The organism is Gorillibacterium terrae, assembly GCF_051594785.1.
Classification (GTDB): domain Bacteria; phylum Bacillota; class Bacilli; order Paenibacillales; family NBRC-103111; genus Gorillibacterium.
In genome coordinates this window covers 405,791-429,124 of the sequence record NZ_JBPPGI010000003.1, presented here as the reverse complement: position 1 = coordinate 429,124, position 23,334 = coordinate 405,791, and the positions used below count along the sequence as shown (strand labels likewise).

The window sequence follows — 23,334 nt, the reverse complement described above, 5'->3', positions numbered from 1 at the left end:
CGAAAAAGGGCCCGCCTTCCGGCAGCCCCTTCGTTTGTATGTCATATTGTGTCGAAAAAAATCACACCGGACTTCCCTCCGGCAAGGGTTCTTCTCCCCCGATCCCCGGCTCGCTCGATTCGGCATTCCTCACCGCAGGCATCCGGCGTTTCATCGAAGCGGCCGCCAGCTCGAACGCCATCAGGGCGGCCACCCAGGGAGCCGCCGCATCCCAACCCGGCGACAGCGCCGCATACCAGGCTCGCACCAACGGATGCAGACCGTACAGGCAGCCGAGCGACAGCGGAATCCAGCAGAGCGAGAAGGCCAGGCAGACATACCCCCCGATGCTGCCCCGCATCCCGCTGTAATCCCAGTACCTCCGCCCGAAGCCCTTATGCAGCAGGAGCCCGCTCGCAAACTCGATGCCGGTCGGAATCACGACGCTCAGGAAGACCATAACCGGCAGCGCGGCCCCTTGCGCCCAGACCGCCGCCAATACGGTCATGGCCAAGCCGTACATCGGCTTCAAGGGAGTGAACAGAAACCCTTCCTTCCAGAATACGCCCGCGGCTACCCGGCTGTAGACATTCTCCAGCAGCCAGCCCCCGAAGCCATATACCGCATAATAAAACAGCCATTCGGCCCATTGTCCCACGCGAGGGCCCCCTTCCATCCTTTTGGATGTAGTATGGGCCCATTTCCCGGTTCTATGCGGACAGGCCAAATCGTCTATTGAACGAATGGGCGATTCAGGGTACGCTTAGGAAAATCTTTCTTCCTGTCCGCAGGAAGCATTCGGAACCCAGGAGGCTGATTCGATGAAGAAAGCAATGTACCCGCTATTGATCGCCGCAGGGCTTGGCGTCTGCACCCTGGCCGCCGCGCCTTTCGCCGAGGCCGCAAAGCTCGGAATGACCGTGCAGGGCAAGGCGGTTTCCTTTACGTATGGACAACCCTACACCGATCAGGGCCGCAGCCTCTTCCCCCTGCGGGACTTGCTGGTCGCGCTGGGCGTCCCGAACTCCGGCATTCAGTATGCCGCCGCCACCAAGACGGTTACCTTCAAGAGCGGAAGCGATACGGTCCGCCTGAGCGTCGGCAGCAAAGCCTTGTACAAGAACGGCGCGGTGTTCCGCACGCTCGACGTTCCCGCCCAGGAAAAGGCCGGCCGCGTCTATCTGCCGGCCCGGGCCGTAGCCGAAGCGCTTGGCTATTCCGTCGGCTACGATGCCGCTACCGGAACCGTCCGCCTGGCCAAGGCGGCGGCAAGCGAGTTAACCTCCGAGCGCGTCAAAGCCCTGGTGCATGCCGCCTATGGGAAGAAAGAAGCCGGCCTAAGCTCGTCCGACCGGGCGACGCTTCAACAGCTTCTGAACGCGAATGCGGACAAACGAAGCGAGCTCATGCTGGGTCTCTACGACACGGAAAATTCCGAAGCGGCGGTCAATCGGGAGCTACTGTCCTTCATCGGCGAATTCCTGAAGGGCGACCTCGCTCCGTTCGCCGATTACAGCCTCGCCCATCCCGACGATACCGCTGCGGGGTACCAAGCGGCGAAGCTGCTGACGGACGCCGATACCCGCCAGACCGTACCGCTGTTGAAGAAGCTGCTGCTTGGCAATACGAACGAGGGCGTCCGCTATACCGTCGCCTACGCGCTCTACCAACTGGGCACTCCCGAAGCGTTCGACGCTCTGCTGCAAGGGCTCGCTCAGGAAAAGGACCCTTCTGTGCTCGGCAATGCAGCTGCGGCCGCCGTCCAGGTCGCCGGAGCGGATACGGCCAAGATCGCGCAATTCCTGCCGCTCTATGCCAACTTAAGCGCGGACCAACGGCTTGCGATCAAGGACACGATGTGGTACGCGATCAGCCAGGATGCCAAGCTGAAGGCCGCCTGGACCAAGGTGCTTGCGGACAAGCTGCAGAACGGCACCGCCGAGGAGAAGGCCGCCGCCGCGGCACTGTCCCAAGACTTGGGGATCAAGTAACCGGCGGTTAAGCTTCGGCTGACAGGGGAGGTCTGCTCCCTCTAAAGGAACCCACAACGAAAAAGCTGCCTCCTTCGCCGATGAATTCGACGGGAGGCAGCTTTTTTCCTATAAGATCGTGTACTCGCCACAGGGCGACCGATTGGGCCTCCTCCCTTGGACTTGGGAATGCCGGGGGGGACGCTTGTCCTTTGAGCCAATTCCGCTACAGGGTACGGGAAGCTTGCTTCAAAAGCCCGGACAGGAGAGCGAGGTCCGGAATGTCGTTTTCCTTCAGTTTTATCCACTTCCGTTCGGCAGGGCCTTCGAATCCTTTGGGAAAATCGATGCCGTTTGCATTCATGATCATGAACGAGACGGCGTCCTTGGAGGGCGAAATGACCGCTGCATAATGGCCATTTTTCAGAAAATGCGGTTTCTTGTACTGAATGCGTTCTTCGGCTTCCGGGATCGTCTCCTGTACCATGGCCCGCAGGGATAAGCCCAGCTCAGCCTGCCATTTGGGCAGCTTCTCGAGGTAGTCCGTCACTTCCGAATTCACTTCTGTTGCTCCTTCCCATTTGGAGATGCAAGTGTCCTGCATATGGAAAATACCACACCGGGAATAGGGCTGTCGAGGGCGATCGAACTCCTCTCCTGAACGGCAAAAAAGCTGCGGCCCTCTGCAAAGGGTCGCAGCTTCTTCGGTTTACTAGCTTTATACCGCGTCCGGCTCGGCGGTCCGGCTCGAGAACTGGCTGTTGTACAGGTCGGCGTAGAAGCCGCCCTGCTGCATCAATTCCTCGTGCGAGCCCTTCTCGATCACGTCGCCGTGGTTCATGACCAGAATCAGATCGGCGTTCTTGATGGTGGACAACCGGTGAGCGATGACGAAGCTCGTGCGGCCTTCCATCAGCCGGTTCATCGCCGCCTGGATGTGCACCTCGGTCCGGGTGTCGACGCTGCTCGTCGCTTCGTCGAGGATCAGAATGGCCGGATCGGCCAGAATGGCGCGGGCGATCGTCAATAGCTGCTTCTGGCCCTGCGAGATGTTCGACGCTTCCTCGTTCAGCACGGTATTGTAGCCTTCGGGCAGCGTGCGGATGAAGTGGTCGGCGTGAGCCGCCTTCGCCGCGCGAACGACATCGGCTTCGGAGGCGCCTTCGCGGCCGTAGGCGATGTTGTCCTGGATCGTGCCGTTAAACAGCCACGTATCCTGCAGCACCATCCCGAACAGGCTGCGCAGGTCGCCGCGCTTTAGCTCGCGGATGTCCTTGCCGTCCACCGTGATTCGGCCGTCGCCGATCTCGTAGAAGCGCATGAGCAGGTTGACGAGCGTCGTCTTGCCGGCACCGGTCGGTCCGACGATGGCGATGGTCTGTCCCTGCGACACGTCGATGTTCATGTCGCTGATGAGCGTCTGGCCGTCCTTGTAGCCGAAACGGACATGCTCGAATTTCACATTGCCCTGCGGGTTGGCAAGCGGCTTGGCGTTTTCCGGCTCGGTCGATTCCTCTTCCTCGTCCAGCACCTCGAAGACCCGTTCCGCGGAAGCGACGGTCGATTGCAGGATGTTGGCGATATTCGCCGTCTGGACGATCGGCTGCGTGAACTGACGGGAGTATTGAATGAAGGCCTGAATATCGCCGACGGTGATGCGGCCGTGGGTCACGAACAAGCCCCCGACCACGCAGACCAGCACATAGCCGATGTTATTGACGAAGCCGAGTACCGGGAAGATGAGGCCGGAGATAAACTGCGCTTTCCAGCCCGCGTTATACAGCCGGTCGTTGACTTCGTGGAATTTCTCCCGCGACTCCTGCTCGCGGCCGAAAGCCTTGACGATGTTGTGGCCGGTGTACATTTCCTCGACATGGCCGTTCAATTCGCCGAGCTCGCGCTGCTGGTCCTTGAAATACTGCTGCGACTTGGAGGCGATCGTCTTGGCGACGTACGCGGAGGCCGGCAGCGTGACGAACGCGATCAGCGTCATCCACGGACTGATGGTAAGCATCATCACGATGATTCCGATCAAGGTAAAGACCGAGGTGATGAGCTGCGTCAAGCTCTGCTGCAGGGTGCCTGCGATGTTGTCGATATCGTTGGTCACCCGGCTGAGGATTTCTCCGTGCGTCCGGGCATCGAAATACTTCAGCGGCAGGCGGTTGAGCTTCTCGTTAACCTCTTCGCGAAGGTTGTAAACGACGTTCTGCGAGACGCCCGCCATGACGTATTGAGTGATGTACATGAATAAAGAGCTGAGCACATACAGACCGATCAACCAAAAGATGATGTGCGAAATGTACGTAAAGTCGACTTTTGCCCCGGGAACTCCCTGGAGCTTGGCCATCAGGCCTTCAAACAGCTTGGTCGTCGCCTTGCCCATCACCTTCGGGCTGACGATGGTGAACACGGTGCTCAGAATCGCCATGGCGAAAACCGTCAGCAGCTTGGCCTGCTGGGGCCGCAGGTAGCGGACCAGCCGTTTCATCGTTCCTTTAAAGTCCTTGGCCTTCTCCACAGGTCTGCCCATGGGAGGCCCGCCGTGGCCGCCGCCGGGACCGCGGCGCGGTCTTTGCTTAGCCTGTTCTTCGCTCATGCGATCTCCTCCTCGGACAGCTGCGAGGATACGATTTCCCGGTAAACCTCACAGGTGCTCATGAGTTCCTTATGCGTTCCGATCCCGGCAACCTCGCCTTCGTCGAGCACGATGATGCGGTCGGCATCCATGACGGTGCTGACGCGCTGGGCGACGATCAGCACGGTGGCTTCCGCCGTCTCGCCCTTCAGAGCCTGTCGAAGCTTGGCATCGGTCTTGAAGTCGAGGGCGGAGAAGCTGTCGTCGAAGATGTAGATCTCCGGCTTGCGGACCAGCGCCCGAGCGATCGACAGCCGCTGCTTTTGGCCGCCGGACACGTTGGTCCCGCCCTGGGAAATGACGGATTCGTAGCCGTCCTTCATCTCGGAGATAAATTCGGCGGCTTGGGCCACTTCCGCCGCGTGCCGGATTTCCTCGTCGGTAGCATCTTCTTTGCCGTAGCGGATATTCTCGGCGATGGTTCCGGTGAAGAGAACCGCCTTTTGCGGAACGTAGCCGATCTTGGCGCGCAGCGTCTCCTGGTTCATCTCGCGGATGTCCACACCGTCGATCTTCACGCTGCCGCTCGCCACATCGTAGAAGCGCGGAATCAGGTTGACGATCGTCGACTTCCCGGAGCCGGTGCCGCCGATGATTGCCGTCGTCTCGCCGGGTCCCGCCGAGAACGAAATGTTCCGCACAGCCGGCTGCTCTGCCCCCGGAAAGCTGAAGGTAACGTCTTGAAATTCCACATACCCTTTTTGAGCCGTTTCCTCGGCAGGCTGAACCGGGTCCTTGATGTCGCTCGTCGTGTCCAGGACTTCATTGATGCGGATGGCCGAGGCCGAAGCGCGGGGAAGCATGACGAACATCATGGAAACCATGATCAGCGAGAACATGATCTGCATGACGTACTGCAGGAACGCCATCAGGCTGCCGACCTGCATATTGCCTTCATCGATGCGAATGCCGCCGAACCAGATGATGGCGACGGTCGTGAAGTTCATGACGATCATCATGATCGGCATCATGAACGCCATGATCTTGTTGACCTTGATGGCGGTCTGCGTCAGGTCGGCATTCGCTTCCCGGAAGCGGACCTTCTCATGCGCCGTGCGGTTGAACGCCCGGATGACGCGGATACCGGTCAGCTCTTCGCGGACAACCAGGTTGATCTTGTCGATCTTCTTCTGCATCGCCTTGAAATAAGGCATGGCGGTTCCGGCGATGGCGTAGATCGCCACGGCCAAGATCGGAACGACGACGACAATGATCCAGGACAGCGTTCTGTCCTTGTTCAGGGCCATGATGATGCCGCCGATGCACATCATCGGAGCGCTGATCATCATCCGCATGATCATGATGGTGATGTTCTGGATCTGCGTGATGTCGTTGGTGGTGCGGGTGATCAGCGAAGCGGTGCCGATCTTGTCGAATTCCCGCAAGGAGTAGTTCTCCACTCGGCCGAATACCTTATTGCGCAGGTCCCGGCCGAAGCCGACCCCGACCTTGGCCGACAGGAAGTTCGACCCGATGGCGCAAGCCATGCTGACTAATGCAATGACCAGCATGTAAGCCCCGATTCTCCAGATGTAGGGGTTGTCGCTGTGCACGATCCCTTTGTCGACGATGTCGGACATCAGCGTCGGCAGGTACAGCTCGGCGAGCGACTGCATCAGGATCAGGATCAGGACAACCGCGATCGGAGTCGAATAGGGCTTAAGATGTTTGAATAATTTTAACAACGTGCCTCATCTCCACTCTGTTCGTTTGCCTCTTTAAGATTATCCCGCAGTTGCATAAACAACCTGCGGAGCAAAGCCTGTTCTTCGACTGTAAAGTTCCGGAAGCACTCCTGTTCCACCTCGTGCAGAGCCTCCACCATGCGATCGGCCATCTCATGTCCCTTCTCGGTCAAATAGACCCGCGTTACCCGCTGGTCGATCGAATCGGGACGGCGCTCGATGACGCCGTTATTCTCCAGCCGCTTCAGCATCACGGTGATCGTCGCCGGCTTGATCTTCATGTGCAGCGAGAGCTCCTTCTGGCTGAGCCCTTCGCGGTGCCGCTTCAGAATGAACAGCACGGGATGCTGGCCGGGATAAAGGCCGATTTTTTCCAGATGGGAATGTATCCGCATGAAGTGCAGACGGATCGTCTGGGAGAACAGGTGATAGAGCGTGTCGCGTTGCTCCCCGTCAATCAATTCAGCACCTCCTTGATGCTCCAATTTAGTTAGCCGACTAAACGTTCTTCATCATAGCATCATCTATTTTATCCGTCAACTGCTTTTTCTACTAAGAAGTGTCCGCTTTTCTTTCCGGTAAAGCCGTTTATTCCTTTTACGGCTAAATCAATATGTAAGCGATTTCCTGCTATTTTAATCAGTCGGCTAATTAAACTTTCCCCCGTACAACTTTTAAGATTTCCTGAAAGCCGACGGCAAAAAACCGGCACGAACGGGTGCCGGTTTTCGAACTTGGGTTGCGGTTGCGAACTTGGGTTGCGGTTGCGAACATTGATTGTTATTTTTGTTGGCTTGACTGTTTTATCTTGGCTTGCCGTTTATCAGCGCTGGCTCGCTTCGATCGCCTGCCCCAGGTCGAACAGGATGTCGTCGATGTTCTCCGTCCCGATGGACAGCCGGACGAGCCCCGCCGTAACGCCCGTCGACGCCTGCTCCTCTTCGTTCAACTGCTGATGGGTGGTGCTCGCCGGGTGGATGATGAGCGACTTGGAATCGCCTACGTTGGCAAGATGGGAGAAGAGCTTCACCGATTCGATCAGCTTCTTGCCGGCCGCGACTCCGCCCTTGATCTCGAAGGTCAGAATCGCCCCCTGTCCCTTCGGCAGGTATTTCTTCGCCAGCTCGTAGGAGGGGTGGGACGGCAGTCCGGCGTAGCTCACGGACTCTACCGATTCATGCTCCTCCAGGTATCGGGCGACCTTAAGGGCGTTCTCGCTGTGCCGCTCCATCCGCAGGTGGAGGGTCTCCAGCCCCTGCAGCAGGAGGAACGAGTTGAAGGGGGATATCGAAGCGCCCAGATCGCGAAGCCCTTGGACCCGGGCTTTAATGATGTAAGCGAGCGGACCGACCGCTTCCGTATAGACCACCCCGTGATAGCTGGCATCCGGCTCGGTCAGGCCGGGATACTTGTCGCTCGCCTTCCAGTCGAACTTGCCGCTGTCCACAATCACCCCGCCGATCGAGGTGCCGTGGCCGCCGATGAACTTGGTGGCCGAGTGGACGACGATATCGGCGCCGTGCTCGATCGGGCGGAGCAGGTACGGACTCGGGAAGGTGTTGTCGACGATCAATGGCACGCCGTTCTCATGGGCGATCTTCGCCACCGCCTCGATATCCAGCACGTCGCCCTTCGGGTTGCCGATGGTTTCCGCATACAGCGCTTTGGTCTTCCCGGTGATCGCCGCGCGGAAGTTCTCCGGGTCGGAGGCATCCACGAACTTGACCGTGATTCCCAGCTTGGCGAGCGTCGTCGAGAACAAATTGTAGGTTCCCCCGTACAGGCTCGTGGAGGAGACGATCTCATCCCCCGCCCCGGCGATGTTGAACAGGGCCAGCGAGATGGCCGCCTGGCCGGATGCGGTGGCGAGCGCCCCGACCCCGCCTTCGAGCGCCGCGACGCGCTTTTCGAACACATCGGTCGTCGGATTCATCAAGCGGGTGTAAATGTTGCCGAATTCCTTCAGCCCGAACAGGTTGGCCGCATGCTCCGTGCTGTCGAATACATAGGAAGTCGTCTGGTACAGCGGTACGGCTCTCGAATGGGTGACGGGGTCCGGTTCCTGTCCGGCATGCACGGCGAGCGTTTCCGGCTGAAGCTGTCTTTCCTGGGTCATCGGTCATTCCTCCAATGGGATAATGGGATGGACAAAAACGGCTTAGCTTAATACCCGAGTATTCCTATGAGATTTATAAAAACATCATACTTAATCTTGCGATGGCCGTCAACTCTATTTTCCGTTAACGCGTCATAGCGGCACATAATTGCATTTCCTCTACCTTTGCATAGGCGCAGGCATTCTGTCAATTCCTCTTCACAATCGCCCCTCTTCTTTCCATGATTCTCCTGTATACTGGTAGATGCATTGCCATGTATCGCCATCATCCCGGGAGGAGCCTAACTAATTGAAGAGACCGATCGCTATCCTTCTGTTTCTCGTCCTCGTCTGCCTGTGTCTTCAGCCTGCTTCCGCCGCCGCTTATCTGCCCGAAAACCTGGGGCGGGTCCAGGATCGAGGCGGCTTGTTTACCGCCGAAGAGAAGAAAATGCTCCGGGAGAACGCTGCCGGAGAAACCGATACCCGCTTCTACATTCTCACCCTCACGGAACTGAACGGCTCGGACCCCGCCGCTTATGCGACCTCCGTCTATCGAAAGTGGAAGCTGTCCGCGGCCGATATTCTTCTTGTCATATCGGTCAAGGAGCACCGCGTGGAGATGAACTTTCACAATGCCGCCCTGCAGCGTAAGCTGGATAGCCTGCCGGAGGACTATGACGGCGACGGCAACTTCGATGAGAGCAAGATCACCGAGGTCGTCGACAAGCATTTCATCCCCTTGGCCAAAAAAGGCGACTTCGCCGCAGCGAGCCGGGAGCTGATGAAGGCCGTCTACCGAATCGGCGCCGGGTCGGCCAGCCCGAAGCCCGCTGCCGCCCAGCCGGCGCCTGTCAAGCCGACGGCAAAGCCGAGCGCCAAGCCGAGCGCCAAGCCGACCGTGGCGCCGACGGCAGCGGCCTCCCCGACGGCAGCGGCGACCGCGCCGGCTCCGACCAAGAATTCCGCTGCCCAGCCGGTCGGAGCTTCCGGCGCCAAGGCCTTGCATAGCCTTGCCAATAAAGCGGAGCGAGCGCTCGCGGCGGTCCTTCTCTGCGCCCTGCTCCTCGCGGCCGTCGGTTGGCCGACCCGCCGGCTCATCCGGGGCTTCCTGCTCAAGCGAAAGCTGAGCGCGGCCCAAAACCGGCTGGCCTCGCAGATGGGCCAGCTCTCCCAGGCGCTCACGGACCTCTCCCCGTTTACCTCCATGAGCCAGGGCAAGACCTCCCGCTCGGCTTCCGATATGGAAAAGCGGATCAGCGCCTTGCTCATTCAGGCCGAGGAGCTTCATCGAGTCCTGGAAACCGGCCAAGCCGTCTTCGTGATGAAAACCGGTACGCTCGCCGCCCGGCTCCAGGAGGGCTTGACTCCTGCCGAGGAAATCGGCAAGCAGGCGGAAGCGGAAGCCGGACGCGTCCGCCAACTCGTCGAGACCGACCGCATGATCGCTCCCTTCATCGAACGGCTGAAGGAGACCGTCCGGGATGCGGAGCGGGTATTGGAGGAGGCCGTGCGGCGGGTCGGCGCTCCGCTTCCGCTCTTCTCCGGCGAATGGGAATCGCTGAAATCCTTGACACGGCTCGCGGACGATACCGACGAGTTCGATCCCGTCTCTGCGCGCGAATCGGCGGAAGGCGCGGACCGAACCGGCACCCGGCTTATCGGCCAGCTGCAGAGCCTGATCGAATATGCGGACCATCGCGATCAGTATCTCGCGCTGGCAGCTGCCTGCCGCGATCAGGTTAAGACCATTGTCGACGACCATCGGCTTCACGCCATCTCCGGCGATCCTTACGCCAAGATTAAGGAAAGCGATCGGAAGATCGATCGGTTGACTGCCGAGCTTAAGCTGGGGCATCTGCCGGAATCCGAACGCCTGTGGTCGGATTCGCAGACTTTATTGAAGGAAGCCGTCGCCGATATCGAACGGATAGCTCGGCTCAGGCTCGATAACCGAGAGCTGGCGGCGAAGCTGGAAGCCCGCATTCGTGCTCTGGAGGCGGCCGAAGAAAACCTGGCGAACGAATTTGAGCGGATCTCGGCGGCTTACACCCCCTCGCTGTGGAAGAACGACCGCTCTTCGTTTGAGGCGGAAGGCAAGCGTCTGGACGACGGCAAGCGGAAGCTTGCGGAAGGGAACCGGCTGACGGCGGACGATTGCCAGCAATTTGAGAAGGCGGAGCGGGTATTCGGCGAAGTCGAAAACGGGTTCGCCGAGGTGGACGAGGCCTTTCAAAAGCTGTCGAGCAAAATTCGCGCCTGGGACGAGTCCTATGAGCGGCTCCCTCGGCAATTCGCCGAAGATGCCGCGCTGTATGCGGATACGAACCGTTACGCGCAGAAGGAGGAATTGGTGCTCGACCTGCACGAGGCGATCACAGCCACGGCGAACCGAGCGGAGCAAGAAGCCCGGGAGCTGTCCGCCCTTCAAGGCAGCCTTCCTTGTCCGCTCAAGGAATGGGAGGAGCTTGGTGACCATTACCGGGAGACGGTGCAGGATTATCGAAATAGGGTGATGGAGCTCGGACGGCTGAAGCAAGAGGTGGCCGGTACGCTTAAACGGTTGACCGGCCGGTTTCAGGCGGCCGTTTCCGGCGCGGAAGGGTTCTTTCACAAGCGTCAATTGAAGAAGTCTTTTGGCATGACGGAGGATCTGGTCTTGGACTGTCTTAAGAGCGGGTATTACCCGGATGCCTATCCCCATCTGCAAGCGATGGAAGAGATGATCGCTGCCATCGAGCAGGCGAACATGGAACGGATGCGCACCGAGAACGCCCAGCGGATTCTGGCCGCGCAGGAGCGGGCTAACCAGATTCGCATCGAACAGACGGTTCGGGTCAAGCAGGAGCGCCCTTTTTGGGGTGCACCTTCCCGCCCCGTCCCGCCGCCCCGCCCCCGATCGGGCGGCAGCCCGCCCGCACCGCCGTCCGGCTCCTCGTCCGGCGGCTCCAGCTGGGGAAGCTCGGGCGGCAATTCCTCCGGAGGCAACTCTTCCGGCGGCTCCAATTGGTAACGCAAGACCCCTCTCGACGCGGACGCTGCTCCGCTCCCGAGAGGGGCCTTCTTGTGTTGCCAGGTCTTCCGCGTGGTTGGCGGGGGAGCTAGGCCCGCCGGTTCATGCCGGCGACGAACTCGGCGCTCTTCGCCGTCATCTCCACCCAGGCCGGGCGGAAGCCGCTCTTGATCGCATTGCGGACCGAGCGGATATTGGACCAAGCGGCGCAATAGAAGGGAACCTTGCCCCGTTCGAGGACCGCGAGCGCCAGCGCGCTGGTTACGGCGGAGGCAATGCCTTTTCGCCGGTAGTCCGGCAGGACGTCCACCCCGATCTGCCACATCGTCTCGCAATCGGCCGAGCAACCGGCCAGGCCGACGAGCCGCCCTTCGTCGTAAGCCCCAACTCCCAATACGTCCAAATGCCGGCGATCCTTGCACAGCGCGTTGCTCCATTCGGCCGTATAGAGGTCGGTGAAATCGGCAGGTCCCAGCAGCCGGAGTTCATATTCGCACGGAATCGGCTTCAGCACATTCAGGTCCGGCAGGAAATACTCCGCCATGAAGCAGATCCGCATTCCTCTGTGTTGAAGCTCATCGTTCAGCACGTGCAGGTTCGGCGTCTCAAAGCAGTGCTCGATGGCGTACGTGCCGATGTACGCCTTCACCGGCTCTACGATTTCGGGTGAGACGGACGCCACGATATTCGAACCGTACGAGATCAGGTTGCAGTAGAAGGGCAATTCCAAGTATTTGCGGGCGTTCGGGTTCGCCTTGGAGACTACGATCTGGTTTTCGCTTAGGCGGAAGTCCTCCGCCCGGCAGTTTGCATCGATCGCGGATTGCTCCATGGCGAGGGCAAGCAGCTCGTGGTTGGTCACAGTCGTTCCTCCTACCGCCGGATCGGCTTGTGTGGGTCTTATATTAATTCAAGTCCGGGTTTTGTTCGATGCTTCATTGTATCACGTCTGGCGGATAAGATTCAGTCCGTTTTCTTCTAAGCGCCTCGGTTCGATTCAAAGAAGGCTGCCTCTGACGAACGGCTGAAAGGTCCGTGACTTTCGTCAAGCATGTCCATGCCGTTTGGCTGCCGCAACCCCTACCCCCTACCTATGGACAATTCAAAACCGATCGAACTAATATGGTATATGTTAGCAATTATGTAATACAAAGGAGGAATCTCCCATGTGATTCCCACTCTCTTTCTTCCGAACGATGAGGCGAGGTGCGGACATTCGCAAGGCCAAGGGTTCTTCTCTTTATTGTAAGCGTTATCAATCGCCTTCTGGCGGAGCTGACTCCCCCGCGCTCCATGCCTAAGCCAACCGTACAAAGGCATTCTCACCTGACGGCTCGCTCGTCCGGGCCGATAAGTCCTCCTGTTCATCCAACTTTGAAAGGAGAATTTCCATGTCAACCGTTGTCTCTTCTTTCCTTCGCCGCTGGCGCAAGCCCCTGCTCACGGCGCTCGCGGTTCTGCTGGCCATTCCCCTCCTGCATGCACCCGCCGCCCGGGCCGCCAACACGACCCTCTTAACGACCAATTTTGAGAACGGCACCGTCCAGGGCTGGGCCGCCCGAGGCGGCGTCGAGACGCTGAGCGTGCTGCCTGCCGCCGCCCACAGCGGCTCTTACGGGCTGAGCGTAGACGGGAGAACCAATACCTGGCACGGTCCCACGCTCGACCTGACCGCTCTCGTCACCGCCGGACAGACTTACGTGCTGTCGGGCTGGGTCAAGCTGCCCGCCGGGTCATCGAGCGCCAGCGTAACCATGAGCCTGCAGCGGACCCTCGCCGACGAAACGGTCTCTTACGAGAACCTCGCCTCAGCCACCGTCTCCTCTGGCGGCTGGACCCAGCTGAAGGCGGAATATAAGCTGCGGGAGGCCGCCAGCCTGTCGGTGTATGTCGAAGTACCCGGCAGCGCCACCCAGCCCCTCTACCTCGACGATTTTGTGCTGGAACAAAAGCCCGACGGCGGACCGATCGTCATCGAGACCTCCATTCCCTCTCTGAAGGATGTATTTGCGAACAGCTTCCTCATCGGCGCCGCGTTTGACAACGGCGAGCTTGCATCCGAGCCGGACCGTCAGCTCCTCGCGAAGCATTTCAACAGCTTGACTCCCGGCAATGTGCTAAAGTGGGACAGCACCGAGCCGCAGGAAAACACCTTCTCGTTCACCCGAGCCGACGCCGCCGTCCAATTTGCCGTACAGAACGGCCAGACGGTCCGCGGCCATACCCTGGTCTGGCACAACCAGACCCCGAACTGGGTGTTCTATGACGCGAACGGAGCCCTCGTCAGCAAGAGCGTGCTGTATGCCCGCATGGAAAATCATATCAAAACCGTGGTCGGCCGTTACAAAGGCGTCATCTCCGCTTGGGATGTCGTCAACGAGGTCATTGATGCTTCCCAGCCGGACGGCCTGCGCCGGAGCCTGTGGTATCAGATTGCAGGCGAGGAGTACATCGAGAAGGCGTTCCAGTATGCGCATGAAGCGGATCCGAACGCCAAGCTGTTCATCAACGATTACAACACCCATGAATCGGCCAAGAGCCAGGCGCTCTACAACCTGATCGTTCGCTTGCAGGCAAAAGGCGTTCCGGTCAGCGGCGTCGGCCATCAGACGCACATCCGCAACGACTGGCCGTCGATGTCGGAAATCGAAAGCTCCATCGTCAAGTTCGCCGCCCTCGGCCTGGAGCAGCACATCACGGAGCTGGACGTCGACATCTACCCGGACTCCAACCTCAGCTACGACAGCTTGCCGGCCGCCGACGCGGCCAAGCAGGCGGAACGCTACAAGCAGCTGTTTGAAATTCTGCTGCGCCACAAGGATCAGGTGAAAAGCGTGACCTTCTGGGGCAAGGACGACGGCAACAGCTGGCTGCGCACCTTCCCGGTGACCCGCTACAATTGGCCGCTGCTGTTCGACGAACGGCTGCAATCGAAGCCCGCTTACCGGTCGGTTATCAGCCTGATCAGCGCCAGCCCGAGCCCGTCGGCTACGCCGACTCCGACTCCGACGCCGACGGCTACCGCAACCCCGACGCCCACGGCAACGGCCACCCCGACCCCAACGCCCACTGCCACCACTACGCCAACGCCGACGAACACGCCGAGCGGCACGCCGACTCCGACCCCAACCGGAACGGCTACTCCCTCTCCGTCCTCGGGACCGAGCACGCTCGTGCTGCAATACCGCACGCCGGATCAGAGCGTTAGCGACAACCAGATCAAGCCGCACTTCAATCTGCGGAACACCGGCACGACCGCCGTCGACCTGAAGAACGTCAAGCTGCGCTACTACTTTACCAAGGACAGCAGCGCCTCGCTGAACGCCTGGGTCGATTACGCCGCCATCGGCACCGGCCTGGTGAAGACCGCCTTCCTTGCCGCGTCCGCTCCCGGAGCCGACAGCATTCTGGAGGTCACCTTCACCGGCGGTACGATCCCGGCCGGCGGGCAGACCGGCGAAATCCAGCTGCGGATCGCCAAGGCCGACTGGTCCAACTTCAACGAGGCGGACGATTATTCCCATGACGCGACCAAAACCGCTTATGCCGATTGGTCCAAAGCCACCGTCTTCCTGAACGGATCGCTCGTTTGGGGCACCCAGCCCTGAGCCCAGCGCGCGCAGCCGGGTCAAATAACCAAAACGGACAGCTCCGCCAAGGAGACTGTCCGTTTTTCATGGGAGGGAAGCGGACCGCATCGGGCATCGCTTCCAGTTAAGACGCCTATCCGGCCGTTAGAAGCGGCCCGACTTGAAGATCGAGTACAGCAACCACAGCAGCATGAGACCCGCGATCAGCGAGCCGATCTCCATCACCGGAAAATGCAGGATGTAGCTGGCCTTGTCGCCGAGCGAGGAGGCGATCATCAGCCCGACCAGCACGATGCTGAAGGACAGCAGCACAATGCTGATCGTGATCCGGTTGCTGACCTGGTCCAGCTTGCGCAGCAGCACCTCAAGATCGGGGATGCCGATGTCCATTCTCAGCCGGCCGGTGCGGATCAGCCGGGAGATCTGCTTCAGCTCTCCCGGCAGCTGCAGGGCGTAACGGCCGGCATCGGCCGCGGCTTTCCAAGCCCGCTTGCTCACCGCCGACGGATGAAACCGCTCCTTCAGCAGCTTTCGCCCGAACGGCTCGGCCAAACCGATGATGCTGAGACTCGGATCGATGCTCGCCGCCACGCCTTCCATGGTCAGAAGCGTCTTGCCGAGCAGCGTCAGATCGGAGGGAATCCGAATGCCGTGCCGATTGGCCACCTGGAACAGATCGCCGAGCGCTTCGCCCAGACTGACCTCGGCAAACGGAATTTCGTAATATTTTTCCCGCAGCCGGTCCATCTCCCGCTGGAGCAGCGCCATGTCGGCGTCCTCGCCGACCATGCCGAGCGCGAGCACCGCCCGCACCAGCCCTTCGCTGTCGCCTTTCATCATGGCGATGAGGAACGAGATCAGGTGGTAGCGCATCTCTTCGTTCAGACGGCCGACCATGCCGAAATCGAGGAAGACCAGCCTCCCACCCGGCAGCAGCATCAGGTTGCCGGGATGCGGATCGGCATGAAAGAACCCATCGGTAAAAATCTGCTTCAGCATCGCATTCACGAAGCGCTCGCCGATGCGTTCGTCGCGGAATCGTTCCTTATCCCGCTCGTTGGCGTGATTCAGCTTGAGGCCGTCGATGTATTCCATCGTCAGCACCCGGGCCGTCGTGAGCGACCAGTAAATCTTCGGCACCACCACCTCGCGGGAGGAGGCGAACTGCCGGGCAATCGTATCCGTGTTGCGGCCCTCATGCGAATAATCCAACTCTTCCAGCATGGACCGGGTCAGTTCTTCCAGGAGCTCGCCGACGCGGTTCCGCGCCGCCCAGGCGATCCGCCGCTCGGCGATTTCCACCAGCTCGGCGAGAATCTCCAGATCGAGGCGGACGATATCGCCCACCGCCGGACGCTGCACCTTCACCGCTACCCGCTCGCCCGTGAACAACCGCGCCTCGTGAACCTGGCCGATCGAGGCCGCCGCGAGCGGCTCCTCGCGAAACTCGCGGTAACTGTCGGCAAGCGGCCGTCCCAGCTCACGCTCGAGGATGGCCCGCACCTCCTCCATCGGGAAGGGCGGCACCTCGTCCTGCAGCTTCTCCAGCTCGCGGATGACCTCGGGCGGGAACAAATCCTGGCGGGTGCTGGAGAGCTGCCCCAGCTTCACGAAGGCCGGGCCCAGCTCCTCCAGCACCAGCCGGACGCGCTCGCCCAGCGTCTTCGACTGGGCATCCGGCCCCTTCCACCATCTCCGGGGGAGGGAGAGAAGCTGGAACAGCCCCATCTCCTCCACCAGGTACCCGAAGCCGTGCCGGACCAGGGCGGCGATGATCTCCCGGTACCGCTTGGTGTGACGGAGCTTGATCGCCATCTTACGGGAGCGTGGGGTCTTTCAGCTCTCCCGATGCCGAGGCGGGTGCATCTACTCCATGAGCCGCGGCATCCCCCCGAGCCGCTGCCGTCTCGTTCGGCAGGATTTCGCCGCCGGATGCCATGATCGGGTCGACCGGAGCCTCCGGAGCGACAGGTGCCTGGCGCTCGGCCGCTTCCAATGCGGCAATTCTCGTTTCCAGCCGCCGCAGGTCCTGACGGGTGGCAATATCCAGCTCGGCCAGCACCTTGGCCACCTGCTCGCGCACCATGCCCTTGATCTCGTCCCGCTGTTCCTCGCCCTTCTTCATCAGTTGGTTCACGAAGTCCCGGGACTCGCTCTTGCCGAGCTCGCCCTTCGCTACCAGCTCGTCGGCAAACTGCTCGATCTTCTCTTTGCTCGCCACCGCGAGCCCAAGACCGAGTTGAACCGCCTTTTTCAGCAAATCGCTCATGGACGCTTCCTCCTCCAGCAGGGTAATGGTCTTATGGAATTCCTTACCTCTTCGGACGGCCGGCTAACCACGCCTTGCATTTCTTCCCCTATACCATACCCTTTTCGGCGGAAAAAGGCGAGCCTCTCCCCCCGCGTTCGCCCTCGGAGCCGAAGTCCGGAAGCCCCGCATCCACGACGGCCGACCGGGCCAGGTCATAATCGACGGTCAGCGCGAGCTCCGGGCGGTCTGCCGGATGTCCGAAGAGGACCAGCCGATGCCGGTCCACCCAGAGCGGCAGCCGCTCGGCTCCGGTGAATACCGCCCGGATGCCGTAGCGGTTCTGCAGATACGCGGAAGCCGCCGCCTGCGCCGATGCGGGAATGTCCGTCGGGCCGGCTGCGCTCGCCGGATCGGCTGCGCCCGTCGGATTGGCTGCTGCGCTTATTGGGTCGACTGCTACGCTCGCCGAACCGGCTGCGCCCGTTGGGTCGGCTGCTGCGCCCGTCGGATCGGCCGCGCCTGCCGGACTATTCGGGTCTCTTGAACCCGGCGGATTGGAAATCCCCATCATTTTAGGATCCCTCCGGATCTCCCGATTCGAATTCGCTTGTCCTTATTGTGAATCCGAAGCGGGCGGCAAATACTAACCACCATCCATTGAAATGGAAAAGGGGGAATCGGGATGACCGAGCAGGCCCGGAAGGTGACGGAGGAGGAATGCTGGCGGATGGCCGGGCTCGCGTTCCGGCATCGCCTGGCCGACCGGCCATCCGAGCGGCTGCCGGGCTGGCGGACGATCCGGCTCGAGGGCGGGCTGCACGATCCGGCGAGCGGATTCGATGCCGCCTGCTTCGCCCATGCCGGCCGGCGCTGCCTCGTCGTCGCCTACCGGGGAACCGGCGAACCCGGCGGCTTCGGCGCGTGGCTGTCGTGGCTTACGGATCTGGCGACGGACGTGTCGCAGATCGCCGTCCCGGAAGGACTGGCGCGGGCCATCCGCGCCGGGGTTCCCTTGCCGCCCCCGCCTCCTGCCGGGGCGGTGCCGGGAGGCCAGTTCGGGCAGGCCGCCGAGCTCGCCCGCCGGGTAACCGAGCTATACCCGGCGTGGACGGTTACGGCGACGGGCTTCTCGCTCGGCGGAGCGCTGGCCGCCTATGCCGCAGCCGCCCACGGGCTGGAGGCCGTGGCCTACGCCGCGCCGGGCGGCTTCGGGCCGCCGGGCGAAGCCGCCCGACGGGAGGGCGGCAAGGAAGCGGCAGGCCGCATCCGTTGCTTCCTCCATCCGTGCGACGCGCTCGGCACCGGCCCCTTCGGCGAATACGTCCGGCGGATCGGCGAAGTCTATTACCTGGAGGCGGCTTATTCCGAGGCCAACCGCCCCTATGAAGGGCATCCTTGGCTCCGCCTCCGGGATTCAATCTTCGGCGATCCGCCGCTTCATTCGCTGGAGCGGTTCCGGTTCACTCCGGAGGGAGGGCTTGCCGGGCATCTGGTGCCGGGCCCTCCCAAGGAGGCAGCGGCTCCCGCTCCGTCAGGGTCCGAATAGGCTGCCATTCCTCCGGCAGCAGACGGCGATAGGGCAGCCGCGCGAACCGGTCGTCCACCAGGAGCAGCGTTCCGCGGTCCGTCTCGGTGCGGATCAGCCTGCCTGCGGCCTGCAGCACCTTGGTCATGCCCGGATAGACATAAGCGTAGTCGAAGCCGTTGCGACCGGTCCGCTCGTAATAGTCCCGCAGCAGGTCGCGGTCGGGGCCGAGCTGGGGCAGTCCGACGCCGATGACGGCCACGCCGGTCAGCCGGTCCCCGGCGAGGTCCACCGCTTCGCCGAAGGCGCCGCCCATCACGGCGAACCCGGCCAGCGGTTCGCCGGTATCCTGCTGAAATTCGCGCAGGAAGTCCGCCCGGTCGCCGTCCGTCATGCCACCGCTCTGAACGAGCAGCCGGGCCGGCGGATTCAGCGTGCGCACCGGCTCGAGCACCCCGTTCAGGTATTCGTAGGAGGGGAAGAAGAACAGGTAGCGGCCCGGTCGGGCGCGGAGCAACTCGTCGAGCCGCCGCGCCACCTCGCCGAGCGTTCGAGTCCGGTCGCGGTAGCGGGTAGAGCAGGGCAGCAGGAACACGTCGAGCTGCTCCCGCGAGAACGGCGACGCCAGGCTGATCCGGTAGTCGTCCTCCTCGCCGCCGAGCAGCTCGCGGTAGAAGCCGAGCGGAACCAGCGTAGCGGAGAAGCAGACGGTCGAACGGAAGCCGCCGGTAACCCGGCGCAGGGAGAGGGATGGGTCGAGGCAATCCAGGCGGAGAACCAGCTCCCCGTCCACCTCGCGCAGACGGGTGACATAGCGGTCGTCATACTCCTCCAAGATCCTCAAGAAATGCTTCGCCTGAAAATAGAGGTCCAACAGCCGCTCGCCGAGCTCAGCCTGGTCCACCTCTTGTCCGTCCGCTTGTCCGTCCGCTTGTCCGTCCGCTTGTCCGTCCGCTTGTCGGTCCGCCTGTCCATCTGCCAGACCGTCGGCCCGTTCCGCTCCCCGGCGGCGGTCGGCCCGGAGGGCCAGCTCCGCTTCCGCCGCCGGGATCAGCTCCCGAAGGATATCCGCCAGCTCAGACGGGGCGGCGGCGTAGATCGGGAATCCCTTCCCGCCGTCTGCGGCTTCCTTCCGCAGCCGGATGAAGACCCGGTTCGCCTGTCCCGCCGCAGCCGCGAGCTCCGGCCGCGCTCGCTTCATCCCCCGGCTCACCGTCAGACAGGCCCGCTTGGACAGCTCGGCGGAGAACATCTCCCGGCCGCGGTCCGCCAGGTTATGGGCTTCGTCGACCAAGAGGGCGGTGCGCCGCCGCTCCTCCTCCCACAGCCGCTTAAGGGACACGCGGGGATCGAAGATATAATGATAGTCGCCGATCACCGCATCGGCGGCGTAGGCCGCTTCGAGCGAAAGCTCGAACGGGCAGAGCCGATGCTTGCGGGCGTAAGCTTCGACCGTCTCCCGGCCGATCCGGCGTTCGGCCGACAGCAGGTCGAAGAGCCCGTCGTTCAGCCGGTCGTAGAAGCCGTCTGCATAGGGGCAGCTCTCCGGACGGCAGTCCACCGTCTCCCGGAAGCAGATCTTCTCCTTTGCGGTCAGCGTGACCGAGCGGAGCCGCAGGTCTCCGCGCTCCTCGAGCAGCCGGATCGCCGCTTCGGCGGCCTCCTGCGTCGTCGTCCGGGCCGTCAGGTAGACGAGCCGCCGGAGGCGGCCTTCTCCCATGGCCTTCAAGGTTGGAAACAGCGTGGATACGGTCTTGCCGGTGCCGGTCGGAGCCCTGGCGAACAACCGCCGCCCGTCCCGCTGGGCGGCGTAGACGGCGGCCGCCAGCTCGCGCTGCCCCTTGCGGTAGCCCGCAAACGGGAAGGCCAGCTTGCGCAGGCTCTCGTCACGCTCTTTCAAGTGGTTGTCTTGAAGCCGGGCATAGGGGGCATAGACGAGAACGAGCCCGTCCACGAACCGCTCGAGCTCCTCCAGGCTCGGCGTCCGCAGGAAGCGGCGCTCCTCGCCGTTTCCGGTCTGAACATAGGTCAACTGCACGTCGATCCGCTCCAGCGCCTCGGCCCGGGTTAACATCCAGGCGTAGCAATAGGCCTGCGCCCAATGCACGGGGATGCCGTCGCCGGGCAGCAGTGCGAGATCGGCGGAGGTCGATTTGATCTCGTCGACGGTGACCCGTTCCCGGTCCGGGCCCGGTTGAAGCAGGCCGTCGCAGCGTCCCTCGAGCACGTAGCACTCTTCTCCGCTCTTGATCTCCGCCCGCAAAGCTACCTCGCGGCGGTCCTCTTCCCCGTAGCGGCTCTGCACCAAGCGGTGAATCCGGCTTCCCTCCTGAAGGGAATCGGCGCCGCCGAAATCCGAGCCCAGACTCCCCGAGCGGTATACGTATTCGACCAAAGCGCGCACCGACCAGGTTCGCTCTGCCATGCCTTTTTCCCCTGCCTTGTCCGGACCGCCGCACCCTCTGTGCAAAGGGAACGTACGTTTCCGTTGGTAGGTGAAGTATAGCACGAAAGCCCGCCGATTCCCAGCTTTGCCGACCGGGGAAAGCCTGCGGAAAGTTCGCTTATAATTTCCTTTATTTGCATATAAGGAGGCCAATTCCCTTTGACACAGCCTGTCCCAGCGGACATAATGGGAATGATGTCTTTCCGAAAGGAGCTGGACAAAAAATCGTGTCCTTCTTACCGAAAGTTCGCGGGCTGCTCTTTAAGCCGTTTATTTTCTTCTCTCTCATTCTTCTACTCAAAAGCTATCTCGCCTGGTCGGTGCTCTTCGACAGCGGCTCTACCTTTAATATTATGTTCACGGAGATGCCGTTCATCTGGATTCTCTTCTGCCTGGTCGAATGGTTCGCTGCGAAGCGGAAGCTGCCGATTTACCTGGGCATCAACCTGGCCGTGACGGCGCTGTTCTTCACCGTGGTCATGTACTACAAATATTACGGCGTCATCGCCACCTACCACGCGCTGGAGCAGGTCAACCAGGTCACCGCGGTCAAGAACAGCGTGTTCTCGCTCTTGCAGCCGTACTACCTGCTGCTGTTCAGCGACGTGGTGCTGATCGCCTTCTATCTCTTTTTTGGCAAAAAGGCGGCCGTCTGGAAGAGTCATGCGGCCCGCAAGGAGCGCAAGAGCGTCGTCACCGCCCTGTTCGCGCTCTCGCTGTTCCTGTGTCTGTTTAACGTCCTGCCCAACCGGGCCAGCATGAGCGAGCTGAAGAAGGCCGAGCAGATGGGCATCATCGGTTATGAAGCCTACACCCTGCTCGCCGACGAGGAAAAGCAGCAGCCGGTCGCAGCCAGCGAAATCACCCAGGAGCGGATCGACGGATTGAAGGGCGTGACGGCTCCCGCCGTTTCGCAGTATTGGCAGGCGGCCAAGGGCCGCAATGTGATCGTCATCCAGATGGAATCGCTGCAGAATTTCCTCATCAACCTGAAGGTGGACGGCCAGGAGGTCACACCGAACCTGAACAAGCTCGTCCGCGAGAATTTCTACTTCAACCGGTTTTACCAGCAGGTGGGACAGGGCAATACCTCGGATGCCGAATACGTGGTCAACACGTCGCTCTACATTCCCCGCCGGGGCGCAGCGACCATGTCCTACGTCGACCATGATCTGCCGAGCCTGCCCAAGCTGCTGAAGGCCCAGGGCTACGATACCGCCACCTTCCATACCAACGTGGTGGAATTCTGGAACCGGAACGCCTTGTACGCCGCCGTCGGCTTTGACCGCTATTACGACCAATCGTTCTTCGGAACGGAGGGGACGGTGTTCTTCGGGCCGAAGGATGAAATCCTCTACGCCAAAACCAGCGAGGAGCTGGCGAAGATGCAGGCGGCGGGCAAGCCGTTCTATGCCCAGCTCGTCTCGATGACGGCCCATCATCCGTTCACGACGCCGGCCGAGCTGGACCGGATCACCCTGCCGGAGAAATACCGGGACAATTTCGTTGGGGATTACCTGCGCGCCCAAAGCTACGCTGATTACGCCCTTGGCCAGTTCCTGGAGGAGCTGAAGGAGAAGGGGTTGTACGACAACAGCCTGATCGTCATCTACGGCGACCATGTGGGCCTGCCGATCTATTCGTTGGAAAAGCAGGAGAAGGAGCTCATCGACGGGCTGCTCGGCCGCGAATACAGCTACGCCGACATGTTCAACGTGCCGCTCATCCTCTCCGCCCCGGGCATTACCTCTCCGGCCGTGTTCAGCCAGATGGGCGGCCAGGTGGATGTGCTGCCGACGATCGCCAACCTGATGGGCGCCTCGCTCGACAACCAGATCCACTTCGGACAGGACCTGCTCAACCAGACCCAGAACCTGCTGCCGGAACGGTATTACCTGCCGACCGGCTCTCTGCTCGGCGAGAACGCGCTGTTCATTCCCGGCAGCGGCTTCGAGGACGGAACGCAGTACCCGCTGGCCGATGGCGTCATTCACGGCAGCGGCGTCACCCGCAGCGAATACGACCGGGCGCTGGAGCTGCTGAACCTCTCGGACAGCTACGTGACCCAACTGCCGATACGGGACGGCGTTTCCGCGAAAGGCGAGTGATCAAGGAGCCGGACACGCTAACGTTCCCGGTTTA

The 23,334-nt window shown here is 61.4% G+C and carries 16 protein-coding genes; 5 read left to right on the top strand and 11 right to left on the bottom strand.

All coding sequences use genetic code 11. The features are described 5' to 3' along the window. Window positions 1–61 precede the first annotated feature (61 nt). On the bottom strand, window positions 62–637 hold the full coding sequence (locus tag ACSEXS_RS14470; protein ID WP_438433943.1) for a putative ABC transporter permease: 576 nt from the start codon (window positions 635–637) through the stop codon (window positions 62–64). A 163-nt stretch (window positions 638–800) separates the two neighbouring features. On the opposite strand from ACSEXS_RS14470, the gene ACSEXS_RS14465 reads away from it, so the two are divergent. Beyond that, window positions 801–1,970, top strand: coding sequence for a stalk domain-containing protein (locus ACSEXS_RS14465; RefSeq protein WP_438433942.1), 1,170 nt, complete (start codon window positions 801–803; stop codon window positions 1,968–1,970). Window positions 1,971–2,175: 205 nt separating this feature from the next. Here ACSEXS_RS14465 and ACSEXS_RS14460 read toward each other — a convergent pair whose 3' ends face one another. From ACSEXS_RS14460 to ACSEXS_RS14440, 5 genes are all read right to left on the bottom strand, one after another. Further along, window positions 2,176–2,511, bottom strand: a complete 336-nt coding sequence (locus ACSEXS_RS14460; RefSeq protein WP_438433941.1) for a DUF1801 domain-containing protein — start codon at window positions 2,509–2,511, stop codon at window positions 2,176–2,178. Between the two features lie 156 nt (window positions 2,512–2,667). After that, window positions 2,668–4,548 carry an ABC transporter ATP-binding protein gene (locus tag ACSEXS_RS14455; RefSeq protein ID WP_438433940.1) on the bottom strand — a complete coding sequence of 627 codons (1,881 nt, stop codon included), beginning with the start codon at window positions 4,546–4,548 and terminating at the stop codon, window positions 2,668–2,670. Next, a complete protein-coding gene (locus ACSEXS_RS14450; protein WP_438433939.1) occupies window positions 4,545–6,272 on the bottom strand; it encodes an ABC transporter ATP-binding protein in 1,728 nt (575 codons plus the stop codon). Before ACSEXS_RS14450 ends, ACSEXS_RS14455 begins: the two co-directional genes overlap by 4 nt. After that, on the bottom strand, window positions 6,266–6,733 hold the full coding sequence (locus tag ACSEXS_RS14445) for a MarR family winged helix-turn-helix transcriptional regulator (protein WP_438433938.1): 468 nt from the start codon (window positions 6,731–6,733) through the stop codon (window positions 6,266–6,268). Before ACSEXS_RS14445 ends, ACSEXS_RS14450 begins: the two co-directional genes overlap by 7 nt. Window positions 6,734–7,095: 362 nt before the next feature. Further along, a complete protein-coding gene (locus ACSEXS_RS14440) occupies window positions 7,096–8,388 on the bottom strand; it encodes a homocysteine synthase (protein ID WP_438433937.1) in 1,293 nt (430 codons plus the stop codon). A gap of 289 nt (window positions 8,389–8,677) precedes the next feature. Between ACSEXS_RS14440 and ACSEXS_RS14435 the strand changes: the two genes are divergently transcribed. Beyond that, complete coding sequence (locus tag ACSEXS_RS14435) at window positions 8,678–11,380, top strand: TPM domain-containing protein (RefSeq protein WP_438433936.1); 2,703 nt, start codon at window positions 8,678–8,680, stop codon at window positions 11,378–11,380. An 88-nt stretch (window positions 11,381–11,468) separates the two neighbouring features. On the opposite strand, the gene ACSEXS_RS14430 is transcribed toward ACSEXS_RS14435, so the two are convergent. Continuing rightward, a complete protein-coding gene (locus ACSEXS_RS14430; RefSeq protein WP_438433935.1) occupies window positions 11,469–12,242 on the bottom strand; it encodes a GNAT family N-acetyltransferase in 774 nt (257 codons plus the stop codon). A 529-nt stretch (window positions 12,243–12,771) separates the two neighbouring features. Here ACSEXS_RS14430 and ACSEXS_RS14425 point away from each other — a divergent pair. Beyond that, on the top strand, window positions 12,772–14,988 hold the full coding sequence (locus ACSEXS_RS14425; protein WP_438433934.1) for an endo-1,4-beta-xylanase: 2,217 nt from the start codon (window positions 12,772–12,774) through the stop codon (window positions 14,986–14,988). A gap of 126 nt (window positions 14,989–15,114) precedes the next feature. Here ACSEXS_RS14425 and ACSEXS_RS14420 read toward each other — a convergent pair whose 3' ends face one another. The 3 genes from ACSEXS_RS14420 to ACSEXS_RS14410 form a co-directional block, all read right to left on the bottom strand. After that, complete coding sequence (locus ACSEXS_RS14420) at window positions 15,115–16,785, bottom strand: ABC1 kinase family protein (protein ID WP_438433933.1); 1,671 nt, start codon at window positions 16,783–16,785, stop codon at window positions 15,115–15,117. Window position 16,786: 1 nt separating this feature from the next. Next, the gene (locus ACSEXS_RS14415; protein ID WP_438433932.1) at window positions 16,787–17,239 is read right to left on the bottom strand and encodes a phasin family protein; all 453 of its coding nucleotides are present in this window, start codon (window positions 17,237–17,239) and stop codon (window positions 16,787–16,789) included. An 88-nt stretch (window positions 17,240–17,327) separates the two neighbouring features. Further along, complete coding sequence (locus tag ACSEXS_RS14410; protein ID WP_438433931.1) at window positions 17,328–17,792, bottom strand: hypothetical protein; 465 nt, start codon at window positions 17,790–17,792, stop codon at window positions 17,328–17,330. Window positions 17,793–17,903: 111 nt separating this feature from the next. On the opposite strand from ACSEXS_RS14410, the gene ACSEXS_RS14405 reads away from it, so the two are divergent. Next, the gene (locus tag ACSEXS_RS14405; protein ID WP_438433930.1) at window positions 17,904–18,767 is read left to right on the top strand and encodes a hypothetical protein; all 864 of its coding nucleotides are present in this window, start codon (window positions 17,904–17,906) and stop codon (window positions 18,765–18,767) included. Here ACSEXS_RS14405 and ACSEXS_RS14400 read toward each other — a convergent pair. Further along, complete coding sequence (locus ACSEXS_RS14400; RefSeq protein WP_438433929.1) at window positions 18,682–21,171, bottom strand: ATP-dependent DNA helicase; 2,490 nt, start codon at window positions 21,169–21,171, stop codon at window positions 18,682–18,684. The genes ACSEXS_RS14405 and ACSEXS_RS14400 overlap by 86 nt on opposite strands. 248 nt (window positions 21,172–21,419) lie before the next feature. Between ACSEXS_RS14400 and ACSEXS_RS14395 the strand changes: the two genes are divergently transcribed. Then, window positions 21,420–23,300 carry an LTA synthase family protein gene (locus ACSEXS_RS14395; RefSeq protein ID WP_438433928.1) on the top strand — a complete coding sequence of 627 codons (1,881 nt, stop codon included), beginning with the start codon at window positions 21,420–21,422 and terminating at the stop codon, window positions 23,298–23,300. Window positions 23,301–23,334 lie beyond the last annotated feature (34 nt).

What these genes read in the sequence shown, in the direction of transcription:
- ACSEXS_RS14465 (WP_438433942.1), top strand. Translation starts at nt 801, where the DNA reads ATGAAGAAAGCAATGTACCCGCTATTGATCGCCGCAGGGCTTGGCGTC.
- ACSEXS_RS14455 (WP_438433940.1), bottom strand. Translation starts at nt 4,548, where the DNA reads ATGAGCGAAGAACAGGCTAAGCAAAGACCGCGCCGCGGTCCCGGCGGC.
- ACSEXS_RS14440 (WP_438433937.1), bottom strand. Translation starts at nt 8,388, where the DNA reads ATGACCCAGGAAAGACAGCTTCAGCCGGAAACGCTCGCCGTGCATGCC.
- ACSEXS_RS14425 (WP_438433934.1), top strand. Translation starts at nt 12,772, where the DNA reads ATGTCAACCGTTGTCTCTTCTTTCCTTCGCCGCTGGCGCAAGCCCCTG.
- ACSEXS_RS14420 (WP_438433933.1), bottom strand. Translation starts at nt 16,785, where the DNA reads ATGGCGATCAAGCTCCGTCACACCAAGCGGTACCGGGAGATCATCGCC.
- ACSEXS_RS14415 (WP_438433932.1), bottom strand. Translation starts at nt 17,239, where the DNA reads ATGAGCGATTTGCTGAAAAAGGCGGTTCAACTCGGTCTTGGGCTCGCG.
- ACSEXS_RS14410 (WP_438433931.1), bottom strand. Translation starts at nt 17,792, where the DNA reads ATGATGGGGATTTCCAATCCGCCGGGTTCAAGAGACCCGAATAGTCCG.
- ACSEXS_RS14405 (WP_438433930.1), top strand. Translation starts at nt 17,904, where the DNA reads ATGACCGAGCAGGCCCGGAAGGTGACGGAGGAGGAATGCTGGCGGATG.
- ACSEXS_RS14400 (WP_438433929.1), bottom strand. Translation starts at nt 21,171, where the DNA reads ATGGCAGAGCGAACCTGGTCGGTGCGCGCTTTGGTCGAATACGTATAC.